Origin of the sequence: Gracilibacillus salitolerans (genome assembly GCF_009650095.1) — a bacterium.
GTDB classification, from domain to species: Bacteria; Bacillota; Bacilli; order Bacillales; family Amphibacillaceae; genus Gracilibacillus; species Gracilibacillus salitolerans.
The window spans coordinates 3,885,619-3,909,521 of record NZ_CP045915.1 but is presented as its reverse complement, the minus strand read 5'-3'; the positions used below and the strand labels follow the sequence as shown (position 1 = coordinate 3,909,521).

At 35.3% G+C, this 23,903-nt stretch carries 21 protein-coding genes; 17 read left to right on the top strand and 4 right to left on the bottom strand.

Annotation, left to right across the window (positions count from 1 at the left end):
• Positions 1-164: 164 nt before the first annotated feature.
• The 7 genes from GI584_RS18695 (at position 165) to garR (ending at position 10,154) form a co-directional block, all read left to right on the top strand.
• Positions 165-1,898 carry a sensor histidine kinase gene (locus GI584_RS18695; RefSeq protein ID WP_153792171.1) on the top strand — a complete coding sequence of 578 codons (1,734 nt, stop codon included), beginning with the start codon at positions 165-167 and terminating at the stop codon, positions 1,896-1,898.
• On the top strand, positions 1,899-3,422 hold the full coding sequence (locus GI584_RS18690) for a response regulator (RefSeq protein WP_153792170.1): 1,524 nt from the start codon (positions 1,899-1,901) through the stop codon (positions 3,420-3,422).
• Positions 3,423-3,744: 322 nt separating this feature from the next.
• Entirely contained in the window at positions 3,745-5,745 is a 2,001-nt protein-coding gene (locus GI584_RS18685; protein ID WP_153792169.1) for an alpha-amylase family protein, read from the top strand.
• A gap of 30 nt (positions 5,746-5,775) precedes the next feature.
• The gene (locus GI584_RS18680; protein ID WP_153792168.1) at positions 5,776-7,311 is read left to right on the top strand and encodes an extracellular solute-binding protein; all 1,536 of its coding nucleotides are present in this window, start codon (positions 5,776-5,778) and stop codon (positions 7,309-7,311) included.
• A 76-nt stretch (positions 7,312-7,387) separates the two neighbouring features.
• A complete protein-coding gene (locus GI584_RS18675) occupies positions 7,388-8,335 on the top strand; it encodes an ABC transporter permease (RefSeq protein ID WP_153792167.1) in 948 nt (315 codons plus the stop codon).
• 23 nt (positions 8,336-8,358) lie between these two features.
• Positions 8,359-9,243, top strand: coding sequence for a carbohydrate ABC transporter permease (locus tag GI584_RS18670; protein WP_153792166.1), 885 nt, complete (start codon positions 8,359-8,361; stop codon positions 9,241-9,243).
• A gap of 23 nt (positions 9,244-9,266) precedes the next feature.
• Positions 9,267-10,154, top strand: a complete 888-nt coding sequence (garR, locus tag GI584_RS18665; protein ID WP_153792165.1) for a 2-hydroxy-3-oxopropionate reductase — start codon at positions 9,267-9,269, stop codon at positions 10,152-10,154.
• 248 nt (positions 10,155-10,402) lie between these two features.
• Here garR and GI584_RS18660 read toward each other — a convergent pair whose 3' ends face one another.
• Positions 10,403-10,984, bottom strand: coding sequence for a TetR/AcrR family transcriptional regulator (locus tag GI584_RS18660; protein ID WP_153792164.1), 582 nt, complete (start codon positions 10,982-10,984; stop codon positions 10,403-10,405).
• Positions 10,985-11,188: 204 nt separating this feature from the next.
• On the opposite strand from GI584_RS18660, the gene GI584_RS18655 reads away from it, so the two are divergent.
• On the top strand, positions 11,189-11,797 hold the full coding sequence (locus GI584_RS18655; protein WP_153792163.1) for an NAD(P)-dependent oxidoreductase: 609 nt from the start codon (positions 11,189-11,191) through the stop codon (positions 11,795-11,797).
• Positions 11,798-12,226: 429 nt separating this feature from the next.
• Here GI584_RS18655 and GI584_RS18650 read toward each other — a convergent pair whose 3' ends face one another.
• A complete protein-coding gene (locus GI584_RS18650; protein WP_153792162.1) occupies positions 12,227-14,605 on the bottom strand; it encodes a glycoside hydrolase family 2 TIM barrel-domain containing protein in 2,379 nt (792 codons plus the stop codon).
• A 299-nt stretch (positions 14,606-14,904) separates the two neighbouring features.
• On the opposite strand from GI584_RS18650, the gene GI584_RS18645 reads away from it, so the two are divergent.
• The 7 genes from GI584_RS18645 (at position 14,905) to GI584_RS18615 (ending at position 21,020) form a co-directional block, all read left to right on the top strand.
• Positions 14,905-16,233 carry a S8 family peptidase gene (locus GI584_RS18645; protein ID WP_153792161.1) on the top strand — a complete coding sequence of 443 codons (1,329 nt, stop codon included), beginning with the start codon at positions 14,905-14,907 and terminating at the stop codon, positions 16,231-16,233.
• Positions 16,234-16,444: 211 nt separating this feature from the next.
• Positions 16,445-16,879, top strand: a complete 435-nt coding sequence (locus GI584_RS18640; RefSeq protein ID WP_157801828.1) for a GNAT family N-acetyltransferase — start codon at positions 16,445-16,447, stop codon at positions 16,877-16,879.
• Between the two features lie 253 nt (positions 16,880-17,132).
• Positions 17,133-17,282 (top strand): hypothetical protein, encoded by a 150-nt coding sequence (locus GI584_RS18635; RefSeq protein ID WP_153792160.1) that lies wholly within the window; start codon positions 17,133-17,135, stop codon positions 17,280-17,282.
• Positions 17,283-17,524: 242 nt separating this feature from the next.
• Positions 17,525-19,210 (top strand): pectate lyase family protein, encoded by a 1,686-nt coding sequence (locus GI584_RS18630; protein ID WP_153792159.1) that lies wholly within the window; start codon positions 17,525-17,527, stop codon positions 19,208-19,210.
• Positions 19,211-19,593: 383 nt separating this feature from the next.
• Complete coding sequence (locus GI584_RS18625; RefSeq protein WP_100359292.1) at positions 19,594-20,046, top strand: hypothetical protein; 453 nt, start codon at positions 19,594-19,596, stop codon at positions 20,044-20,046.
• A gap of 202 nt (positions 20,047-20,248) precedes the next feature.
• Positions 20,249-20,371 (top strand): hypothetical protein, encoded by a 123-nt coding sequence (locus GI584_RS24260; protein ID WP_267902829.1) that lies wholly within the window; start codon positions 20,249-20,251, stop codon positions 20,369-20,371.
• Between the two features lie 298 nt (positions 20,372-20,669).
• Complete coding sequence (locus GI584_RS18615) at positions 20,670-21,020, top strand: DUF3221 domain-containing protein (RefSeq protein WP_228552273.1); 351 nt, start codon at positions 20,670-20,672, stop codon at positions 21,018-21,020.
• Positions 21,021-21,123: 103 nt separating this feature from the next.
• Here the strand turns inward: GI584_RS18615 and clpP are convergent, their stop codons facing one another.
• Positions 21,124-21,705: an ATP-dependent Clp endopeptidase proteolytic subunit ClpP gene (gene clpP / locus GI584_RS18610; protein WP_100359294.1), complete on the bottom strand. Its 582-nt coding sequence runs from the start codon at positions 21,703-21,705 to the stop codon at positions 21,124-21,126.
• 17 nt (positions 21,706-21,722) lie between these two features.
• On the bottom strand, positions 21,723-22,415 hold the full coding sequence (locus tag GI584_RS18605) for a sigma-70 family RNA polymerase sigma factor (RefSeq protein WP_194842041.1): 693 nt from the start codon (positions 22,413-22,415) through the stop codon (positions 21,723-21,725).
• Positions 22,416-22,717: 302 nt separating this feature from the next.
• On the opposite strand from GI584_RS18605, the gene GI584_RS18600 reads away from it, so the two are divergent.
• Both GI584_RS18600 and GI584_RS18595 read left to right on the top strand, forming a co-directional pair.
• A complete protein-coding gene (locus GI584_RS18600) occupies positions 22,718-22,951 on the top strand; it encodes a TM2 domain-containing protein (protein ID WP_194842040.1) in 234 nt (77 codons plus the stop codon).
• 158 nt (positions 22,952-23,109) lie between these two features.
• Complete coding sequence (locus tag GI584_RS18595; protein ID WP_100359297.1) at positions 23,110-23,892, top strand: metal-binding protein ZinT; 783 nt, start codon at positions 23,110-23,112, stop codon at positions 23,890-23,892.
• Positions 23,893-23,903: the final 11 nt, after the last annotated feature.

The following is a 23,903-nucleotide window of genomic DNA, read 5'->3' as shown; positions in this document are numbered from 1 at the left end:
CCTTTTTTGATATTCCATTAAGATTTAATAGATTACTATAATAAGTTTTGTTTACGAATGGTGTATAATATAATTGGTAATGAAAGCGTTTGCTGTTTTGCTTATTTGTTTTGAGCAACAAATAACCTAAAAGTTAGGCTATTACGGAATCAAGGGGGAACAGAATGAGTAGAAAACTCAAAATGAAACCTAGAATTAAAAAGTTAAGAACTCGTTTTTGGGTTGCAATGATACTACTTTCTATACCTTCCATGTTTATGTTAGGTGCTGTTTCATACCACATTTCAAAACAAACCATTGTAGAAAATCATATTAAAAATTATGAAGATCTTTTAAGGACCTCGAGTGAAATGTCTGAACTTACATTTGAGAGTGTGATAAATCTACATAGACTAATCCTTTCTAATGAAGAAATTAGGAATGAACTTTTACTTGTTGAAAAAGGGTCAACTGATTACTATAAAACCGCTATTATTCTTCATGATATTCTTTCAAAATACACATTAAATACAAAATACATAGAATCAGTCTGTTTATTTGACGTAGAAGATAGATCATATTGTTATGGCATATCTACAAGGGGCACATACTTTTTTAACAATGTTCAAGAAATAAAAACAAAAGATTGGTATTCTCGTGCTAATGAGGCAAATGGAAAAGAAATATTCCTTGGACATAATATTTTAAATGGAAGTAATGATAGTTTTTCGTCTGTAAAATTACTGCGAAATCCCAATGATTTATATAGAGAAGCATTGGGGGTACTTGTTATCAATTTAAATAAAGAAATGTTTGATGCAATTTCAATGAATTATGGAGAGACTACCTTTATGATTGTAGATCCTAGTAATCAAACAGATTCTCCTCCAATATACATTAATAATCAAAACAATCAACTTTCTACTATAGATATTGAGAACTTGGATGAAACTCAGCTTGATTCTCTTGAAAAAAGTGAACTTTTAGGAAGTAGTTATACAAACCCTACCACGGGTTGGTCTTACATTCATCTGATTAAGCAAAATTATCTATTAAGAGATTCAAATAAAATTGGGGTCATCACCTTTACTTTTGCAGGATTAATGGCAATTATAGCTATATTTATATCTATTTATCTTTCAGGATCCATCTTATATCCCTTGAAAAGACTTAAAAAAATGGTAGCCAACATAGCTAACAATAAACCGAACTTAGAGGAAGCATTTTTTGACGATGAAGTTGGGAAAATAGGAAAACAAATAAAAGGACTTGTTAAGGAGAATATCCATCTAAATGAAAAACTAATACAGTCTAGGTTAAAGGAAAAAGAATCAGAATTAAGAGCACTACAAGCACAAATAAAACCACATTTTTTATATAATACGCTATCATCTATATATTGGATGGCCATAAAAAATAATGTAAGTGATATTGCAAAGATGTCTATTTCCTTATCGGAAAGCTTTAAATTAAGCTTGAACAAAGGAAAAGAATTACTTTCTGTACAGGAAGAATTAGACCATATTCAACACTATAGCTCAATACAAACGGTAAGATATGGTAGTAGGCTAAACTATATTGAAAACATTCAGCCTGAGATTAGAGAACAGTTAATTTTGAAACTTATACTCCAACCATTTGTGGAGAATGCCTATTACCATGGTTTAGAAACAAAAATAGGAAAAGGTTTCGTTAAATTGACTGGATATACTAGCCGAAGCCATATGATTTTTGTAATAGAAGATAACGGTGTTGGGATGGAAGACGAAAATATGTCAAAACAAGGATATGGAATTCAAAATGTAAAGGAACGTTTAGAGCTTTTCTATGGAAAAAAATGTTCACTTAAAATTGAAAGTGAACTTGGTAAAGGTACGACTGTTACGATAAAAATTCCAATGAATCAGGAGGTTGATTGAATGTTGAAAGCAGTGATTTTTGATGATGAGTATATAGTTTTGGATGTTATTCGTACCATAATAGATTGGGAACGATGGGAGTTAACTTTAGTAGGAACAGCTACAAACGGTATTGATGCATTAGATATGATAAAGGAACACAAGCCAGATATCATTTTAACGGATATACGTATGCCAGGATTAAACGGATTAACACTAATAGAGAAATTAAATGAACTAGTACCCACGGCACAATGTGTCATAATAAGTGGATTCGATGAAATAGAATACTATAAAAAAGCTATACAACTCGATGTTGTAGATTATCTTGAAAAGCCGATAACGGTTGAAAGAATAGAAAAATGCTTAGATAAGATGCTTAAAAAAATCAAAAGAAGATACGAATTTGAAGACTTAAAGAGGAAGTGGAATGATTCACAGAATCTAATCGCGGAAAAAAAAGTACTTGATATCCTAAATCAGAATGTGTTCGTGGAGGAGAAATGGGACGAGGTTATCGGAATTAAAACTGATGAAGTAACAGCTGTGACAGTCGGTTTATTTCACTCAAATGAGAAATCATATCATGATATTGCCCAAGTAGTAACTTTATCAAAATCTATTTCAAATACAAAGGTCCTACTTGTTACTAATGGAAGTATGCAGATTATTATTTGGCTACAAAGGGGAGATTCTAATCAAATGTCCGACATTTTTGTGAAACTAGGAGAGCTAAATATTTTAATCGGTATTGGTAGTACTTACAGTGATCCAAGAAAAATTAAAAATTCTTATCTTCAAGCAAAAGATGCTGTGAGAATGGGAAGGTTTATCAAGGATTGTGGGATAATACAATTTGACGAACTAAATTTTAACCATAGACTTCCAGACACATTAACTACATTAGAGCAAAATATTATTTTTAATATTAGATCAGCAAATAGTGAAGTAGTCTCCCGACTTGTGCGAGAGTTTTTGAAAGATATAAAGCATACTAACCTATCACCTGATGTCGTTAACCAGGAATGTTTAAAGTTAATTTACCTAGGATTAGAAGTCGTGAAGGAAACGGGAGTGGAATACAGATGGAAGGAAGAGCATTTGATACCGCATAGAGAAATTGAAAAATTAAGCACATTCGATGATATAGAAAAATGGCTTCAAAATCGATTTAATGAAATGCTTGATTGGATGAAACAACTGCGTAACAACCAGAAGCATGTCTCAGTTCAGACCGCCTGTGAATATATCGAACAAAACTTTTCTAAAGAAATATCCCTAGAAGAGGTAGCGTCAATTGTTAAGATGAATCCTTCTTATTTTAGTATTTTGTTTAAAGAGGAAGTGGGAATCACTTATATTAAATATGTAACAAAGATTAGGATAGAAAGAGCAAAACAAATGCTTAAGGAAGGTAGGAATATCTCAGAAGTAAGTGAGGAAGTGGGTTACTTTAATCATAGATATTTTAGTGAATTATTTAAAAAAACGACAGGGCTAACTCCTGGACAATTTAAGAAGCAGCCAAAGAGCACCTTTAAATAGGTGTTTTTTTATTGTCTGAGAAATTATAAGATATTAGCATGTTGAGATAAAGTTGTGCACAAATAGCCACGTTCAGTCTGGAAGTGCCAGAAACTAGGCGACTTCCCGAAATCGTCTACTATAAAGAAGACTTGCCAATGGTTGGCTCCGGTCAGTCGCTACGTTTCTTAAGCTCGCTCTATATTTTTTATTCTTTCAAACCCAAAAAAAACAGAATAAATACAAAAAAGTTAGCGCTTACACAAATAGACAACTGATGCTATTCTATATTACGAAGCATGAACTACGCTTCACAAAAAATGTTTTATAGGAGGTGAAGATAGTGAACTGGTGGTCAGAAAATAATATTAGACTAATTCAGAACAATATAAGTGAAAGTAATGCCGACTTAGATGTGGATCTATTAATCCAACAATTAAAGGAGTTTTCAGCTAATACATTAATGTTAAATACAGGAGGGATAGAATCTTTTTATCCGACTAAATTAGAATATCATTTCAGGTCGCCTTACTTAGAGAAGGACCTTATTCAAGAAGTGATTCAAAAATGTCATGAAAATAATATCAAATTTATTGCCCGATTTGATTTTAGTAAAGCACATAAAAGTATTTATGCGAAACAGCCTGATTGGTTTTACAAAACAGCAGATAATCAAATAATTAATTACAACGAAATGGTTCACACATGTGTAAATGGCTATTACCAACAAGAATACTCACTAAGAATAATTGAGGAAGTGATCGATAATTATGCTGTAGATGGTATCTTTTTTAATATGTTTGGCTATCAAACAAGAGATTATAGTAATCATTATTATGGAATTTGTCATTGTGAATGTTGTAAAAATAGGTTTAAGACAATATTTAATCATGATCTACCAAGCAGGGAGAATTTTAATGATCCTGTATATCAAGATTATATCGCTTTTAAAGACATTACAACAAAGGAAATGCTGGAACGTATTCATGACCTAGTAAAACGAAAAAATAGAAACATCGCCATCTCAACATACCATGATCACAAAGTAGATATTGTGCGAAAAGAATCTAATACAGCAATAGACAGACCTTACCCTAAATGGCTGTATTCTGCATCAGAGAATGTCCAATCAATAGAGGATTCCTGGCAGGGTAAATTAATAAGCAATTGTGTAATTAATGCAGTGGACATTTTTTACCGATTTGTTGGGGTTTCAAAGAATGAGATTGAGATAAGATTGTTTGAAAGTATGGCAAGTGGCTCTGGTCTCGATTTTTGTATTATAGGTGTATTTGAGGGGTATCCTGACCGAGATAATTTTGAAGTGGTAAAAAATATATATGCCTTTCATCAAAAAAATCAGCAATATTTTGGGAATTTTACCTCTGTCGCTGATGTGCTTCTGATTAAGCCTAGCCATCCTTCTAGAAACAATTCTACAAAAGAATACCTGGGACTTTATAAAATGTTGAAAGAACAGCACATTATATTTGATGTATTACTGCAAGAAAATATAAACGAACCTGTTCGCTCACTCGATCGATACAAATTAATCATTTTTCCTAATGTAAAAGGTCTGAGAGAAAATGAGTGGAATGCAATAGAAGATGCTTTAACAAGAGGCGTTTCCATCATCGCTACAGGTCAATCTTTTACAAGTAATCTATCTAATCAGAATAAGTTAGCAAATGTATTTGGCGGTCGATATAAAGGTATAAAGCAAGAAACCCGTTCGGATTATTTAGAAGTGATGGACAAAAAGACATTTTCCAGTTTTCAACAGCGGGGTTGGATTTTCATAGATGGAGAGTTTACAAAGATCGCATTTAATACAGAAATCACGACATTATTACCATATATAGAGACATCTCGTTTTGGTCCACCTGAAAGAGTTGGAGGACACCAGAAAAATGGTGATTTTGGTATGGGGTGGTATAACAAAGATAGCCATGTAAGCATTTATATTCCGTGGGAAATTGGTCACCTGTACTATCAGCATGGCTTTGAGGATCACAAAAGGATTATGACAGACCTTATAGACTGTTTGCTAAAAGGGTCTGAGGTATTGACAACAGATGCACCTGAGAATGTAGAGATATTTTTAAACAAATATGATGAAAGGAATTATTTATTGCAATTATTAAACCTCTCTGGGTTTAATGGTACAACCTATCATGAGGCCAATGTGATTGAAGAAATAAATGTAAGGATCAAGTGTCACGCAATTAAACATGTTTTTAGTTTAGTTGGAAAGAATGCAGTTTCATACGAAATGCATGACGATATTTTAAAGATAAAAGTTGATAAAATAAAAAATTATGAAGCATTAATCCTACAAATCTGATCAGATTTTAAATAATGGGAGGCTTATTAAATGACTAGTTTTTTTAGGAAATTTTCCTTGTGCGGATTCATAGGTTTAATATCATGTATTGTACTGATAGGATGTTCCAATGAAGGAGCAGGAAATAACTCGGATAATCATGAAGAAGATGTGAATATGGAAGGCGATGACGGACCTTTAAAAATAGAGATGATGGCTGGATTATTCTCAGAAGTTCCTGATATGGATAATGAGTTTTTCACTGAGCTACAAGAACGAACTAATACGGAATTAGAGATGATATGGGTTCCAGATGCTGAATATGATACAAGGTTTGATTTAGTTTTGGCGTCAGGTGATATACCAGAAGTTATTTGGCAAATTGATTTCACGAAACCAACCTTATTGCAATCCATTGATCAGGGAGCTTTCTGGGACTTAGCTCCATTTCTTGGAGATTTTTCCGAATTTCCTAATCTAAAGAACAATGTGTCACCGGGAATTTGGGATTACGTGTCGCAAGGCGATCATATTTGGGGGATACCTAGGTCAAGGGCGTTGATTGAACCAGGTATTAAGATGAGAAAGGATTGGCTAGAAAATTATGATATTACAGTGCCTACGACATTAGAAGAGTATAAAGAAGCACTTTCAATAATTGTTGAAAATGATCCAAGTGGACAAGGAACAATTGGTGTAGCGGAAGGTGTTACAAGTCCCTTGATGATCGCATTTGGAGCAGCAACTCCTACCTATAATGATGAAGGTGGCATGATTAAAGATATCCTGACGCCACAATATACGGACATGGTGGAATGGTTAAATGGCCTGTATGAAGATGGGCTAATGGCAGAGGAATTTTCAGGATTAAATGGGTTCCAAAAGCAGGATATGCTTCGATCAGGTAGACTAGCTAGCTATACGTACAGTATTTATCGAGATTTTCCTTGGACAGAGGATATTAAAAAAGTTCAGCCAGAGGGGGAATTAATGACCATTCCGCCGTTAGAAGGACCTGGAGGCTACACAGCACAATTAGCGGTAGGTTCTAGTGGTGCATTCTATATTTCTAAAAAGGTACCAGAGGAAAAAGTTATGGAAATACTAAAATATTTTGAAAAGACAGCAAGTGAGGAGTTAACAGAACTTGCTTATTACGGAATTGAGGGTGTACATCATGAAGTCAAGGATGGCATGAAGGTTTTAAATGATTTAGGAACGGAACATATAAACACGACGGCTATGCAACCGTTTACCCCTGGTTATCAGAAATGGGCAGAGGTTCATTATCCAGGAGTATCCAAAGAAGAAAATTTAGCAAAACAAGAGGAAGTAGCTGGATATGAAGAGCTTGGTAAACAAAATCCCTTTGATTGGTTATATTCTTCTACCTGGGTAGATGAGTGGCCTAATTACCAAAGTGAATTTGATAGTAAAGTAACACAGGCTATTGTTGGGGACATTTCGATGGAGGAATTTAGATCCTATGTTGAAAATTTAAGAAATGACGAACAAATTAAAGAAGCATTTATTGAGTTTGCCGAGTCCTATGAACCTTTTAAAGATAGAGAATTAGTACTGGAGTAATTTATTTAAATGGATAGCCAGTTAAGTAGATGTAGAGGTTATCCATTTATTTTTTTCATAGAAAGGAGAAGGATGAATGAATGGACATGGAGTTGAAACACAAAAATTATCCTCTAAATCCAATGATTTTTTAAATAAATTAATAAGGTATCGATATATCTATTTATTGTTATTACCCGGTTTTCTATTTTTGATTATCTTTAAATTTATTCCGATGTGGGGGTTAATACTATCTTTTCAAGAGTACAACCCTTTTCAAGGAATTTTGGGTAGTGAATGGATTGGATTTAAGAATTTTACTGATTTGTTTACGAGTGAACAGTTTTACATGATGTTCAGAAACACATTAATAATTAATATTTTAAGTCTCGTTTTTTATTTTCCACTTCCAATCATACTAGCGTTAATGCTTAATGAAGTTAGGCACGAAATCTTTAAGAGAGTAAATCAATCTATTGTTTATTTACCTCATTTTTTATCATGGGTAGTTGTTGTAAGTATGACTTATTTTATGCTATCAGCGGATGTGGGAGTTTTAAATAAACTATTAAATCAATGGGAAATGGATCAAGTTGCCTTAATGTCGGATCCGAAATTCTTTTGGATTTTACTAACTCTTCAGAGTATTTGGAAGGATGCAGGCTGGGGTACCATTATTTTCTTGGCAGCCATTGCTGGAGTAGACCCTCAAAGATACGAAGCTGCAGTGATGGATGGTGCTAGTAGATTGAGACAAATCTGGCATATAACACTCCCTGCCATACGGCCTACTATCGTTATATTATTAATTCTGCGTCTTGGTAGCATGATGGATGTAGGTTTTGAACAGGTTTTGCTCATGTATAGTCCGGTGGTTCGTGAAGTGGCAGAGGTGTTTGATACGTATGCTTATACGCAAGGTATATTGCGAGGTCAAATTAGTGTCGGTGTAACAGTAGGAATGTTTAAAGGAGTTGTAGGTCTAATTTTAGTTGTTGCATCAAACCGAATTGTGAAGAGATTAGGCTATGAAGGATTATATTAAATGCCACATAGGAGGTTTATAAGTTGAGTTTTGTCTATAAAAAACGACTAACGGTAAGTGATTGGATCAACTACATTTTACTGGGGATAATAGCTGTAGTTAGTTTATTTCCATTTGTATATGTATTGAGTGTTTCTTTTACAGATCCAGAGTCGTATATTCCATTAAAACTATACCTATTTCCTGAAAATTGGTCATTAGCATCCTACAAGTATATTTTATCAACTGCAAGCTTTATTAATTCTTTATTGAGTACAACTTTTATTACAGTAGTAGGTACCATTTTGAACTTAGTGTTTACGTTGACAATGGCTTATGCTTTAACGAAAAAGAAAGTGCCTGGTATCAAATTTATAATGGGTTGTGTTATTTTTACCCTTGTGTTTAGTGCTGGAATTGTACCAAATTATTTACTCGTAAAAGAATTAGGTCTGCTGAATTCTTTATGGGCACTAATTCTACCTAATTTAACGAATGCATGGAGCTTAATCGTAGTAAAAAGTTTTATAGATAATTTACCGGAAGAACTGGAGGAAGCTGCAATAATGGATGGGTGTAATGAACTAGGTGTATTTTTTAAAATTATATTGCCCTTGAGTTTGCCTGTTATTGCCGCATTTACCCTATTCTTCGCTGTAGCCCATTGGAATCAATATTTTCAAGCCTTAGTATATCTGACTGATTCTGAGAAATGGACATTGCAAGTTTTGGTGAAATCTCTTGTTATTGATTCCGAAACAATTGGTGCGGCATCAAGAGGATCTGTCTCTGGTGATGCTACACAACCACCATCTGAAACTATTCGTATGGCCTCCATTATTCTGTCAATGTTGCCAATCCTAGTGATTTATCCATTTTTGCAAAAACATTTTGCTAAAGGTGTTATGTTAGGTTCTGTTAAAGGTTAATCATAAATACGAGGAGTGATCGTATGGAACGTGTTGGCTTTATTGGTCTAGGTATTATGGGAAAACCAATGGCTAAAAATATAATGAAAAGTGGATATGACTTAGTTGTATATAATAGAAGTCAGACGTCAGTTCAGGAATTGATTAAAGAAGGAGCGGAAGCAGCACAATCACCCAAAGAGGTAGCTCAAAAGGTAGATGTGTTAGTAACCATGCTACCGGATTCTCCTGACGTGAAGAAAGTACTTTTAGGGGTAGATGGTGCCATAGAGGGATTGTCAAAAGGAAAAATGGTGATTGATATGAGCTCTATTTCTCCGATTGTAGCGAGGGAATTAGATGTAACACTTCAAGACAAAGGGATTAGAATGATGGACGCACCAGTAAGCGGAGGGGAGTCAGGAGCAATAGAAGGTACCCTAGCTATTATGGTTGGAGCTAATGAGAGTGATTATGAGCTATACCGCAAGCTACTATTGGCTATGGGGAAAAGTGTACATCGAGTTGGAGATGTAGGTAGCGGAAATGTTGCCAAGTTAGTCAATCAATCGATTGTTGCATTGAATATCGCAGCTATCTCTGAAGCCTTTTTATTAGGTGCAAAGAGTGGGGTGGACCCTCGAAGTATATATGAGGCAATCAGTGGAGGTTTAGCAGGGAGTAATGCTTTAAACGCAAAGTTTCCTATGATGACCGATAACAATTTTATGGCAGGATTCACATTGGAGTTGCATAAGAAAGACTTAGACAATGTTTTAAAAAACGCACAATCTTTAAATGTAGAAATGCCTTTAACTTCAATGGTTACAGAATTTGTAGAAGATTTAATAAAGAGTGGAGAAGCAAAAAGCGATCATAGTGCTTTATTGAAATACTTTGAAAATCTATCCTCGTCAAAGTTAATTCGTTAGAAGAGGACAATCTCAATCAAAAGGCCACTTTTAACGACAGGTGGTGATCTACTAATAACGTCATTAGCTTTATCACGTTACTACTGTCCGAAAAAAGGGGATAACCGCCATACCCTGAAAAGTCTTGAAAATCATTAGTGGGTGGAATGCAGAATACTGACACATCCTGGGATGAGATTCCCCCTCCAACTAAACATTTGTGGTATCATTTTTTTTTTGAGGTTTGAGAGTTTCCAAAAATCGTGTCATCAAGTTGAGTATAGACATGCCAAAATAAACGGTAGAGTAAGATCGACTAATTCTTCGGCGGATTCTGTTTCTTGATTACTAACCCACTGAAAAACAATTCCATATATTGACCAACTAATCATTGTCGCTGTAACTTCCGTTTTTCGTTGATCTTTTACAGTTTTTAGTTCTGTCTGTTTCAAACAAGAAACAATAATGGTATACAAGTGTTGTATTGTAGTTTTTTCTATAGTTGCTGATAACGACATTTTACGATTAATGTGTTTTCCAGTTTCAACTTGCCACTGACATACAGCCAACATCAAGTTTCGTACCAATGTTTGTTTACTCATCTCTTTATCCTCTGGAATCCATTTCGAAAGAATATCTGAAAACATGCTACCAATCGTGAGATCAAGCAATTCATATTTGTCTTGGAAGTGGTGATAGAATGTGGATCGGTTTACTTCTGCACGCTCTGTGATATCTTGAATTGTAATGGCCTGAAAGTCCTTCTCATCAAGTAATTCTAAAAAAGCATGTTGTAAAAATTTGCGTGTGCGTTTCACACGTGGATCGTTCGGATTAACGTAAGTATTCATGTAGTACCTCCCTTTTTTACTTTTCGCTATAAAAGGTGATAATAGTCATTTTTATCAATATGTTGATTACACAACAAACCAGATAATTTGGTGATTGATAGTCTAAAACTTTCTTAATATAATAATAAAAGACAACTGTTGCTTAGTCAACTTCTGTTGGATAGTTTACGATGATAGTACGGCATATTTACGAGGAGGAATAAAATGAAAATTACCGTTTTCGGTGCATCAGGTAGGACAGGGCTCTTATTTCTAGAAAAGGCACTCAAAGAAGGGCATGAGGTGGTTGCATATACTCGAAGTCCTGAAAAAATCCCCATCAAACATGGCAGATTACGGGTATTAAAGGGTACGGTAACGGATCAGAAGATGATAGAACAAGCTGTTGTTGGTACGGATGCAGTAGTTGAATTGATGGGGGCAGTTAATATTGGTACGGAGAACATCATTTCTGGCATGAAAAAACATCATATTCGGAGAATTGTAGCAGCATCAGCAATAAGTGTTGACGATTCACACGACAAATTCAATTTCAAACGATTGTTATTAATCGGTTTTGTAAAAATGTTCATACCTAAACATGTAAAAGAAGTTAGAAAAGCTGCTCAATTCATACGCGCATCTAATCTTGACTGGACGCTTGTGAGAATTCCAGTACTTAATAATAAGCCTGGATCAAGTCCCATTCGATCCGGCTACTATGGGAATGGCGCTGTAGGAACAAGTCTCTCTCGAACAGAACTAGCAACTTTCATTTACCATGAGTTGGTAGAAGGACATTATATTCATAAGGCTCCTGCTATAAGCAGTTAATAAGTTGCAACTAATGACGTAAAGTCAAACGTCAAAATGTGTCAGCTAAAGAGCGTGAACAACTCATGAGAGATCATGTGCTTCTTACAGATGTTCCTAAAGAGTTAAGGGCTTATTTTGAAGCACTCATTAAAAGTCCTAAGAGCAAAAAATATATTTACTCAAGGTTATTGAAAAATTAAAAGAAAAAAGAATTGCAATGAAGTCGAAGTGGCTTGGAAAGAGTTAGTTTAATTCCCTAACTCTGCACAACTCTTTAAAGGGATATATGAAGAGGTAAATGATGCTGATTTTTCTACGCTATTTCCCCGAATACCCTAAAAACAAGGTAAACAACAAATCTAGGAAAAATACGCCTAGATTTGTTGTTTATAATCGTCTTATTTCTAGTTTATTTGAAAAGAAGAGAAGTTTAGACTCATAAATTGATTAGATTTTAACAGGGATGGAGATTTGAGCTGTATCTAATCCTTCTGACTTCATGGTTACATTAATCGTTCCTTCTTCTGCTTTAGAACGAACAAAAGCAACTAGTTTGCCATGGTACGCTTTTCTATGATTAGCATTATATGTTTGAATATCTTGCGCATTCCCATTTTCCATGCCGATAATTTCTCCCGGCCCATCAATCAATAGCTCAATTCGGTTATCTGCGTGATAAACAGGATTTCCGTTCTTGTCCGTGATTTGCATTTCCAAGTGTGTTATATCCTGACCATCCGGTTTCAATTCTGGATAGTCTATATCAATATCAAGTTTCTTAGGATCTGAAGCAGTAACAAGTTGATGTACATGTTGCTTACCATCATGATCTTTGGCGACTACTTTTAATACACCTTGTTGAAAAGCTACATTCCAGTGAATATAGCTATCATCGTTCTTTTTTTTCATTTTTAAGGATGTATCATTAAGAAATAATTCTGCTTCTTGACAATTGGTATAACAAAAGACCTCCAGTTGCTCTCCATCATTCCAATTCCAATGAGGATCACCTTTCCATCGGGGATTCCGGTCTGATTCTGGGTCGTCTTTCCGCTTTACTGCCAGGAATGCCATTGGTTGATTACTCCAGAGACTTTGACGATAATAGTAGCTGGCTTTTTTGTTGCCAGCAAGGTCTAAGAACCCGGCTTGAGCGGCTCTTACAGGCCATCCTTTTGCCTCTCCTAAATAATCGATACCGGTCCAGATAAATTGAGCACTGATTGCTTCATTGTCCCTGACTTTTAACCAATTATCCAAACTTGGGCTGTTTTCACTTCCATAGATTACATGGTCCGAATATTTATTGAGATCATCTTGATACAGATGTTCTTTATAATTATAGCCGACTACATCTAAAGCCTGGGCGTATCCAGTTAAATTCGACAGTTCAGGAAATGCCAAAGCGGATGTAACAGGTCTCGTTTGATCACATTCCTTTACATATTTAACTAGTCGTTTTGCAATAGTGGTCAGTCTTTCTGCATTTGGTTTATCAGGGTCATAGACTCTCTCAGCAGCGGGTTTATTCGCATCGTTATTGCCTGTCATGGCTTCGAAATAAGGATGGCAATAGGGATCGTTTGGATAATCTATTTCATTTCCGATACTCCATAAAATGATAGATGGATGGTTTCTGTCTCTTAAAACCATTTCCTTCAAATCAATTTCTGCCCATTGTGGAAAATCTTCATAGTAACCATAATGTTTAGGTGGATAGACATTATGTCCAGTAGACCATTTGTTTTTCACACCTTCCCATTCATCAAATGCTTCATCCATTACGAGAAAGCCCATACTGTCACATAAATCGAGTAAGTTTGGTGCTGGTGGATTGTGACTCATTCGTATCGCATTACAACCCATCTCTTTTAAGGCTTTAAGTCTACGAACCCACACCTTTTGAGGGACGGCTGCTCCTAATCCGCCTGCATCATGGTGCACGCAAACACCTTTGATTTTCATATTTTCGTTGTTTAGGAAAAAGCCCTTTTGCGGATCAAATGAAAAGGAGCGAATACCGGTCATCGTTGTTACATTATCAATAACCTGATTGTTTCGGGTAATTTCAGTTACGACAGTGTAGAGATAAGGATGATCAGGTGACCATAAATTAGGTTCTATCACATGGATTGTTTGCTCCAGATTTAAACTGGTTTCTCCTGGGATATCTTTTGTCTCAGAAGAAGTGTTGATAGTATTTCCATTCTGGTCAAAGAGTGTATTTTTTATTTGAATATTTTCATGCTTACTAGTCTCATTATTTAATTGGATGTTAACTGCTACGGTTGCCTTTTCAGCTGATACTTCTGGAGTTGTCACGAATACGCCGTATTGATCTATATGAATGGGATCCGTAATCGTAAGGTAGACATCTCGATAAATACCGGAACCTGTATACCATCTGGAATCAGCAACATCTTTATGGTTCACCTTTACAGATATAACATTGGTTCTTTCAGAAGAAACAAAATCTGTGATGTCATATGTAAACGTGCTATATCCATACGGTCTTTTTCCAATGTAATAGCTATTGCACCAGACTTGAGAATGATTATAAATGCCTTCAAAGGTAATATATACTCGCTTTCCTTTCAATTCAGGGGAAAGCATAAACTTTTTTCTATACCATCCGATACCACCAGCTACATAACCGGTTCCACTTGAGTGTTCCTTCGAAAAAGGTTCTTCTATAGACCAATCATGAGGCAGGGTGATATCTCTCCAATTGGCATCGTCATGTCCTTTATACCATGCATGTGGCTCATCTCCTCTGTGAAATTTCCAATTTTGATTCAGGTTACGAACGATTCTAGTGTTATTCATTTTCTTCTCCTCTCCGTAGCATACTAAATTTCCTTTTACTATTAGTCTATGGATTTGAAAGAAATTTAATGAATGTAATATATTGCTAGAAATACCTAGAAAATATCACGGACGCTAACATCCTATAAGTTTCGCCGAGCCTAATGGAGGAACAAATACCCCACTGATGGAAGTCTCACTCTATATGAACTTTATCATTCTTGTTGATTCACCTATTTTCGAGGTTTTATGGACAATCATGGATGCCAAGCCTCTCATTCATTCATAGTTTGTAGAAAAAGTAGAAATGAGGGGATAATTTGTTTGGATATTCCATGATTCAGACGGTGCGTAACCATGCAAAGCAATTAGATCGACCTTTACGTAATGAGTTAGTTAATTTATATCGTCCTTTTAAATATACACCGTGCTTTTTGCATCGATTATTTGAGAAAAGGTTAAAGCGTAAGAAAAAGCTATCTGTTATTGTTCAGTTTCATCCAGAGGCTTATGAATCCGGGTGTTATCAAATAGGGCAGATTACTAAAAAACATCGAAAAAATAAACTATACCATTATTATTCGAGAATTTCCTGTTGTTCAGCTGATATGACTCCTGACAGCATAGATGAGATGCTAGCAAATTGTAAGCATGTCAAGAAGGTCTATAAGAATAAAGAGATCCATGCATTATTAGATGTTGCAGTTGAATCAGCTAACGCCAAAGAAGTGGTTCGAAATAATACGACGTTAACAGGAGAAGGTACCAAAATTGCAATTGTTGATACAGGTATATATCCTCATCAGGATTTATCGGGAAGAATCACCGATTTTGTGGATTTTATTAATGGCCGGTCTGAACCTTATGATGATAACGGCCACGGAACGCATTGCGCTGGAGATGTAGCCGGAAATGGATCTGCTTCTTCTGGAAAGTACATGGGACCGGCTCCTGAAGCAAACGTGGCAGGTGTAAAAGTATTAAATAACGTTGGTTCAGGTTCCTTAGATACGATCATGCAAGGTGTTGAATGGTGTATCCAATATAATGAAGATAATCCAGATAGTCCGATTGATATTATGAGTATGTCTCTTGGAACGGAGCCACAGGATTATGGAGAAGAAGATCAGGATCCGTTGGTTCAAATCGTAGAGGAAGCCTGGAGGAATGGAATTACTGTCTGTGTTGCAGCTGGTAATAGTGGACCAGACCCGCAAACCATTTCAAGTCCAGCTCTCAGTGATCGAGTCATTACCGTGGGAGCATTAGATGATCGTGACACAGCAGATACTCGTAGTGACGATGACGTAGCAAGCTTTTCCAGTAGAGGACCAACGATTTATGGTGAAGTAAAACCAGATATTCTTGCACCTGGAGTTGATATTATATCCTTGCGTTCACCAAATTCTTATATCGATAAACTGCAAAAGTCCAATCGTGTGGAAGAATATTACTTTACCATGTCGGGTACATCGATGGCGACACCTATTTGTGCTGGGGTAGTTAGTTTGATGAAACAGCATAATCCTGAGTTAACTCCTGACGAGATAAAAGAATTATTGAAAAACGGAGCGGATTTATGGAAAGACCGAGATAATAACATCTATGGTGCTGGTTATATTAACGCAGAAAACTCTATCCCACAATAGGGAAAGGTTATCTAAATTCTGCATCTGATAATACTCGAAATGCTTGTTTTTTGTGTGAATGAAATAAAAAAGGTGCCATCTTGGATGGTAGCCTTTTGTCGTTTAAGTATTTTTTCATGTTCCTATCAGTATATCTGCCTCTTAATACTTCTGAACAAATATTAAGTTAAAACATATGCTTTATTACAATTCTTTTTTGAGGGGAATACGTATGATTAGGAAGGCAACGTATAAAGATGTGGAGTTTATTTTATCAAATGCCAAAGATGTTGCAAATGAAGCTATGTTATCGAAAGATACTATAAGTCAAGAACAGGCTGTACAGCTGGCTTTATTTACCCTTGAGCAAAACGGTTATTATTTAGTATATGAAATTAATAAAGAAATAGCTGGATGGATTCTGCTGGGAAAAAATATCGATCCTATTACCAATCTAACACATGCATTTATTTACGAGCTGTATGTTTTACCCAAATATCGGAATTTAGGCATAGCCAAGCAATTATTACAATCTGCAATAAAAGAAAGTAAGTTGTATGGATTTAATGAAATACGTCTCAATGTGTTTGCTAATAACTTTGCAAAAGAAATATATAATCGGATTGGTTTTCAGGATTTGCAAACAATAATGTATAAAAAGTTGTAGTTTCTGATTTGTTTATCTTTTTGGGCGAGAAGCCCCACTTCCATCACGTGAAGGTTTGAAGTGATAAGTGAGGGATGAATCGCCCCTCCCGAGGAGATTATGCAGAGACATTTGCTTTTCGTTAGAAAATCTTCCTAGCCATTCTTTAAATAGCAATATAGGAATATAATTCAACAATATTTCATGATTAGAAAGTGGAAAAATTATGCTATAATACAAAATGTAAACGTTTTCTATGAGGGGGAGGTGTTGAGTGATAATAGACAAACTCATATCTGAGAAAAAACAAGTAGACATGCCTCCATTCACAATCCAACATAAGATGGATAATAAAACACCAAAAGACTTTCACTCTAATCAGGCTATGAATGAGTCAGAAGGGGGAAGCACAGTTTACTTTTGAGGAAAAAGTGTTTCATCTAAAGAAAGGTCATATACTTTTGTTTAATAGCTCGGAGCTCAATAAGGGGAGACTACCAGATTATCGAACATATGACCGAGTAATCATCATGTTTCATGATGATTATATTGCTAAGAGAATTTTCATTGCGTCAAGAGGTAATAAAGTAATTTTAAGCACGAAAAGTTGATTATACATTTGCAGCCATCACTATTTTAACTTTATTATTAACAGGAGGTAATGTTATGAAATTGAAAAAGACCACAATCTGGTTATTGATTCTAACCTTTTTAACTTCGTCGTTATTATTGGGTGGAACTACAGTAACAAATGCAGCTGAAATTGATTCTATACCAAACACAACAAGAAATATCCAGGATTATGATGATAGTTTTCTTTCTGTAACGGGTTATGCATCATTAGGGGTTAATGATCGAAGTGAATATATTGATACCTCTTATTATCGTCAGGTTAAAACGGAAAGAGAGTTTTTGCAGGCTATTTTGGATGCTGGGAATGGAAGTGTGAAAGTAATTGAAGTGGCGAAAGATCTAAACTTAGGGTGGAAAGAATTAAATTTAAGTTCAGAAGAAGCACAAAAGTATCGTTTTGTAAGGGAATATAGGGATCCTATGAATGGGTTTACAAACCCCAAGCTAGCATCCTCCGGTGTTTCACAAATTGATATAAATAATGTCGATGGGTTAACCATTTTTTCAAAAAAAGGGAAAACAATTAGGAGTGCAGAATTTAAGTTACAAAGATCAACGAATGATATTGTAATAAGGAATCTGAATTTTGATGGCTTGTGGCAATGGGATGATACAGGGCGACATAAGGAAGTAGGTTGGACTTTTATCAAAATAAATGGGGCAAATAATGTATGGATCGACCATAGTAAATTTTCCATTGCTGCGGATGGAGTAATTGATACGGAGAATGGTGGCTCTAATATTACCATTTCCTGGTCTGAATTCGGATTACCTGCAGATGAGGATCCGCCAGAAGATAGTGATATTTATCAATCTATTCAGTATATGGAAGAGAAATATGATGCAAATGAACTGGATTCAGAAAGTGTGTACTATAACATGCGCAATGGTGGTGCGACCAAAGAGCAGATAATGGCATATGCTGCATACCACAGTAAGGTGCATTTAACTGGTTCTGGAGATAAGGATTATGTGAATTATGTGAGCAGTAGTGGAATGGATTATAAAGATGGCAATCAAAGAATCCGTTTAACCCTTGCTTATAACCGTTATACCAATATTGGGCAGAGAGTTCCGATGATTCGTCAGGGTAGTGGTCATGCATATAACCTGTATCTTGACAACTCAACTCATGAAGATGTTTTAAATAATGTAAGTGCTATTTCTGAATATGGAACAGATACACTTTCCAGAGCGCTTAATGCAAGGAATGGTGCTTCGATTGCAGCAGATACCTCTGTATTCCATGATATTAATGAGCCTATCATAGGTGCTGAGATACAAGGACTAGATACAAAAAACATGGATGCGCAATGGGCTGAGCTATTTCATGATGCGTATAACAGAAATTTAATTGTCAACTCTCACATAACAAATAAGTATGGAAGTTATACAGGAAGCAGTTGGGACAATAATGGAGAAAATCTCTTTACAAAAGGATTTACATGGTATGATAAATCAACCATTGGAAATTGGGCATGGTCTTCTCATATTGTAGGAAGCGAGAATATGGATAAAATGAATCCACCGTCTGATCCATTTACTTTTGAATATAATTATGATGAGGAACTGCCTTATACTTATAATGTACTTCCATTAAATAGTGTTGTAGAAACACTTACAAAATACGCAGGGGCGAACAAAGTTAATATGAGTCCAATAGGTTGGTTGAATACAGATAACAGTCCTAAGAAAAGTACGGATATAATCGAAGAGTGACTTAGAGTTTCTTTCTACTCAGTTAATCAGAAAAATTAAATGAGGTATTAAAAAAAGGTTTAGAACGCTTCTTAGATAATCGTGATCAGAAGAAGATTTAAAAAGATCATGATGTAAATTTGAAATAAAGTTTAACCACTATGAAGGAAGATTAACTCTTTATAAAAAATGCATCTTTCACCCCTTTGGAATCTTTATCCAAAGGGGATTTTTTATTTATATAACCATGTTAAAATTAGGTTGTTGATTGTGAAGGGATGTGCTTAAAGAACATTTAAAATTAATTTTGCCTTTAATTTGAATGTTTTCATAAGACATACTTCTGTGATGGAATATATTTCCAACTTGTGTCTTTATTCATTCTTAACAAAGGTGGGAGAATGTTGAGATTTAGAAATATACTTAAAATGAATATAAAACCTTTTGTTCTTCACTTTTTATTAGTAGTATTTGGAACTGGTGCTATAGGAACCAGTTGGAATAGTCCTCTTTTAAACAATACAGTGTTTGTTGTTTTTCTTTTGATGTTAATATTTCATTATTTTATGGGTTTTTTGCTTAAAAATTACTACTCTTGGTATCTAAATCTATTATCTGTTTCCTTCGTTTTTATGTTTAATTATATATTGTACTTATACGAAAACATTTACAGTAATGAATTGCAATCTTTAATTGATGTTATATCTATTATTCATAAGCTTCCTTTCTTATATATTTTAGGTTGGGAAGGCATGAATTATCCATTAGTAGTTGCATTCTTACCATCTGTGCTTCTATGGTTCGGTTTGGAGAGCAAAGTAATAATAAACAATAGATTGCAGTTGAAAAACTCATAGTTATATTAAAGGAGTCTTATCTTGCCACCTGCTTGTGGAAAGAACAAAAAGTGCAAGAATATTTTGTAACTATTAATGTTTTTGATCGTCTAATCCAAAAAAAGATGTAGTTTTATGATCAAACTTTTCATGTTTTTATCATTATCACTCCTACTTATTACAATTTCGGCGTGTCAAAGTAATAGCAATCAAGGGGAGTTCTATGCCTGAAGAATCCAAAGAGGATTGGCCTGCATTATCATTAGACGAAATGAAGGAAAGGGCAGATCTCATTGCTTTTGTAACAGTGAAAGATACAGAAAAACAGAAAAAAGTAATGGGCTAGACGTTCAGACTTCAAGTTTGGAGGTATCCAAAACAATATTTGGAACAGCATCCGGGGAAATAAAACTAGATCAATCGACGGATTATGTAAAAAGCGGAGAAGAGCACCTTGTTTTTCTTAGAGAAGGAGAAAAAGGATACTACTACGTTTTAAGCCCTTCTAGTGTTATACAAAAACAAAATGGAGTATATGTAAGTGACAAAATAGGAGACATAGGGGAATATACGAAATCGGAAGTAATAGATTTGTTATTAAAGTAATAGGGAGTTTTTACGGATAAAGATTTGAGGGGGATTAGATGAAAAGCAATAAGGACGTTAAAAAAGTATTTATCTTATTAGCTATCGTTATTTTAATGGCTGGATGTTCAGAGCTTTCAGATCCGGATATAGAAGGTTATATACTTGAAGTTAATGAACAAAGGTTGTTGGTTATGGAAGATGTTTCCTTAGAGGAATATGAAGAAATGAAGGATAAAACAGTTAGTGAAATAGATAAAGAATCTGAATACATCAACCTAATATATTTAAGCTATGATGATGTAAGTGATTTTGAAAAAGGTGACCATGTAAATGTTTGGCTAGATGGAGGAGTAGATCATTCCTATCCATCGCAAGCAGCGGCTAAAAATATAGTGGCAAATGAGTGAATTTCTATAATCAATTGGCGAAGAGCGTTCATAATGGAACGCCCTTCGTTAATGTTGAATGAACACAACCTCTTCCTTTGTTTTCAGGTGTTACGAACCATCATCATTTTTTCTTAATAATTTGATCGATGATCCCATATTCCATAGCTTCCTGTGCGCTTAAGAAATAATCACGCTCTGTATCTTGTGCTACCTTTTCAACGGATTGACCTGTACGTTCGGAAATAATTTGGTTAATGTGACTTTTAAGTTTTAAGATTCTTCGAGCTGTAATTTCAATTTCTGTCGCCTGACCTTTTGTCCCTCCAATAGGTTGGTGCAGCATAATTTCACTGTTGGGAAGAGCATACCTCTTTCCTTTTGTACCGGCAAGAAGTAGCAAGGCTCCAAAAGATGCAGCCATTCCCGTGCAAATCGTTCTAACATCTGGTTTAATAAGTTCCATCGTATCAAATATGGAAAATCCTGCTGAGGTAGAGCCACCTGGGCTGTTAATATAAATAGAAATATCTTTTTCGGGATTATCGGCTTCTAAAAACAATAGTTGGGCTGTCACAATATTTGCTACTTGATCATTAATCTCATCACCAATGATAATAATTCGATCCTTTAACAAACGTGAGTAAATATCGTATGATCGTTCTCCTTGACTTGATTGTTCAATTACATATGGAATCGTAGCCAAATCATTTCCTCCTTTTCCTATGCGGCCATAGAATACATATTGAGAGGTGAACCAGAGTGCGTTGGTTGCGCTAGCTTTGAAGTTTCTGCCAATGAATGTAAGGTGGAAATACAATCAATCAATATAACCGGATCTTCTGCTTGAAGGGATTGGTATAACAATTCAAACAATTTTTCCCTTTCTTCTTCCTTCCAAAATGAATCGATGGATTGGAGGGAGGTGTCATTGTTTAATCTTTTTTTTGCTCTATGCAGGGTTGATTTGACTGCCATTTCTGTTGTATCCAGTAAATTAGCTATTTCCTTTGATTGATAGCTGAATGCTTCTTTAAGCATGAAAATAACTGCTTGTTTTGGGGTTAAATTATTGACTAGTAACTTTACTAAATCAATCAATCGGTCTGCCTTACATGCTGTGTATTCTTTTGATTCATCTTCCAATGTTTTAAAAACCTCAACTTTTCTTTTTTTTACGGTATCAATCCATTCATGGTAAGCAATTTTGTTCAAAAGTGCTGCGCTTATTTCAGATGAATGGTAATATTTCATCGCTTTAAAGAAAGTTTCCTGTATGAGATCCTCGGCATCCCATTTGTTTTTAGCTAGAAAATATGAATATTTCTTCAGTTTTGGATAAAAGTGATGTAACTGTCTTTCTACTTCCACATGATGACCTCCTTCATCGGCAGAAAAACTTTTGTTGGCATTCAATTCATTCACTCCTTTGGAACCTCTCTACTTATATAACTAATGTAGAGGGTAGAAAGATACGGGCAAAACAAAATTTATCACGGTGCTAATCGTCCGTAACACCCCCACTGATGGAAGTCTCACTTTATCTTATATTATATCTTCAGTTTAAATAAGTAATGATTCAAATACCAATATGGTGTTAGTTTATACAATTTCCAAAATTATGATAAATGCTAAGTCATTATTTTCATACACTATAATGAACCTAACATGATAAAATTAGCAAGTACATGTAATCGTAAACGAGAGGAGTTAATGTGATGAAGGAAAGAAACTTAGCTATTGCATATTTATTGTGGTTTTTCTTCGGACAAATCGGTTTGCATCGTTTTTATACAGGACGCGTTAGTAGTGGTATTGTCCAACTTTTACTTGGAATCGTGGGATGGGGTACTACATGGCTTTTAATTGGCTACATTCCATTAGCCGTACTATGGATTTGGTTGTTTATCGATATTTTCTTAATTCCGGGAATGTGTCGGGATCCGAGATAAAGCGGAAGTCTATTGTGTCACTTTTAGTGATGTAATAGGCTTTTTTATTTAGATGAAGAGTTCAGAAATATTACCAATTTCTTCTTGACGGTTAGGGAAAGTGCAGGTATAATTATAAATCGTAATGATTACGTTTTAAGAGAAGGAGAGTGTTATAAGTGAAATTTTTATTTACAAAAGGGTTTATTGTACTAGCTGTTGGTATAATCCTACTTGCAGGGTGCCAAAGTGAGGAGTCTTCCGAAGAAGAGGCAGATGTTAGTGAAACAGAATCAGCAGCGACAGAAACAGAAAATGCCTCTGAAGAAGAGGAAGAACATGAAGATCACGCACAGGAAGAGGAACACGAACATGATGAACATGAACACAGTCACGACGATCATGATCATAGCCATAACCATGATGAAGATATTTATGCCGGTTATTTCGAAGACAGCCAGGTAGAGGATCGTCCGCTTTCTGATTGGGAAGGAGACTGGCAATCCGTATATCCATATCTATTGGATGGAACGCTTGATGAGGTATTTGAACATAAGGAAGAACATGATGGTGAGAAGACAGCAGAGGAATATAGAGAATATTATGATGAAGGATATGAGACAGATGTTGACCGAATCGTTATTGAGGGAAATATGGTAACTTTTTATGAAGGTGATGAAGAGAATTCTGGAGAATACAGCAATGATGGATATGAAATTTTAACTTATGAAGCTGGCAATAGAGGGGTAAGATACATATTTGCACTTGAAGATGATGCTGAAGGACTTCCACAGTACATCCAATTTAGTGATCATAGTATCTATCCAACTGAAGCTGATCACTATCACCTGTACTGGGGTGACGATCGTGGAGCTTTATTGGAGGAGGTCACAAACTGGCCAACTTACTACCCATCAGAAATGGATGGACATGATATCGCCCATGAAATGATGGCACATTAGGAGTATTTTAA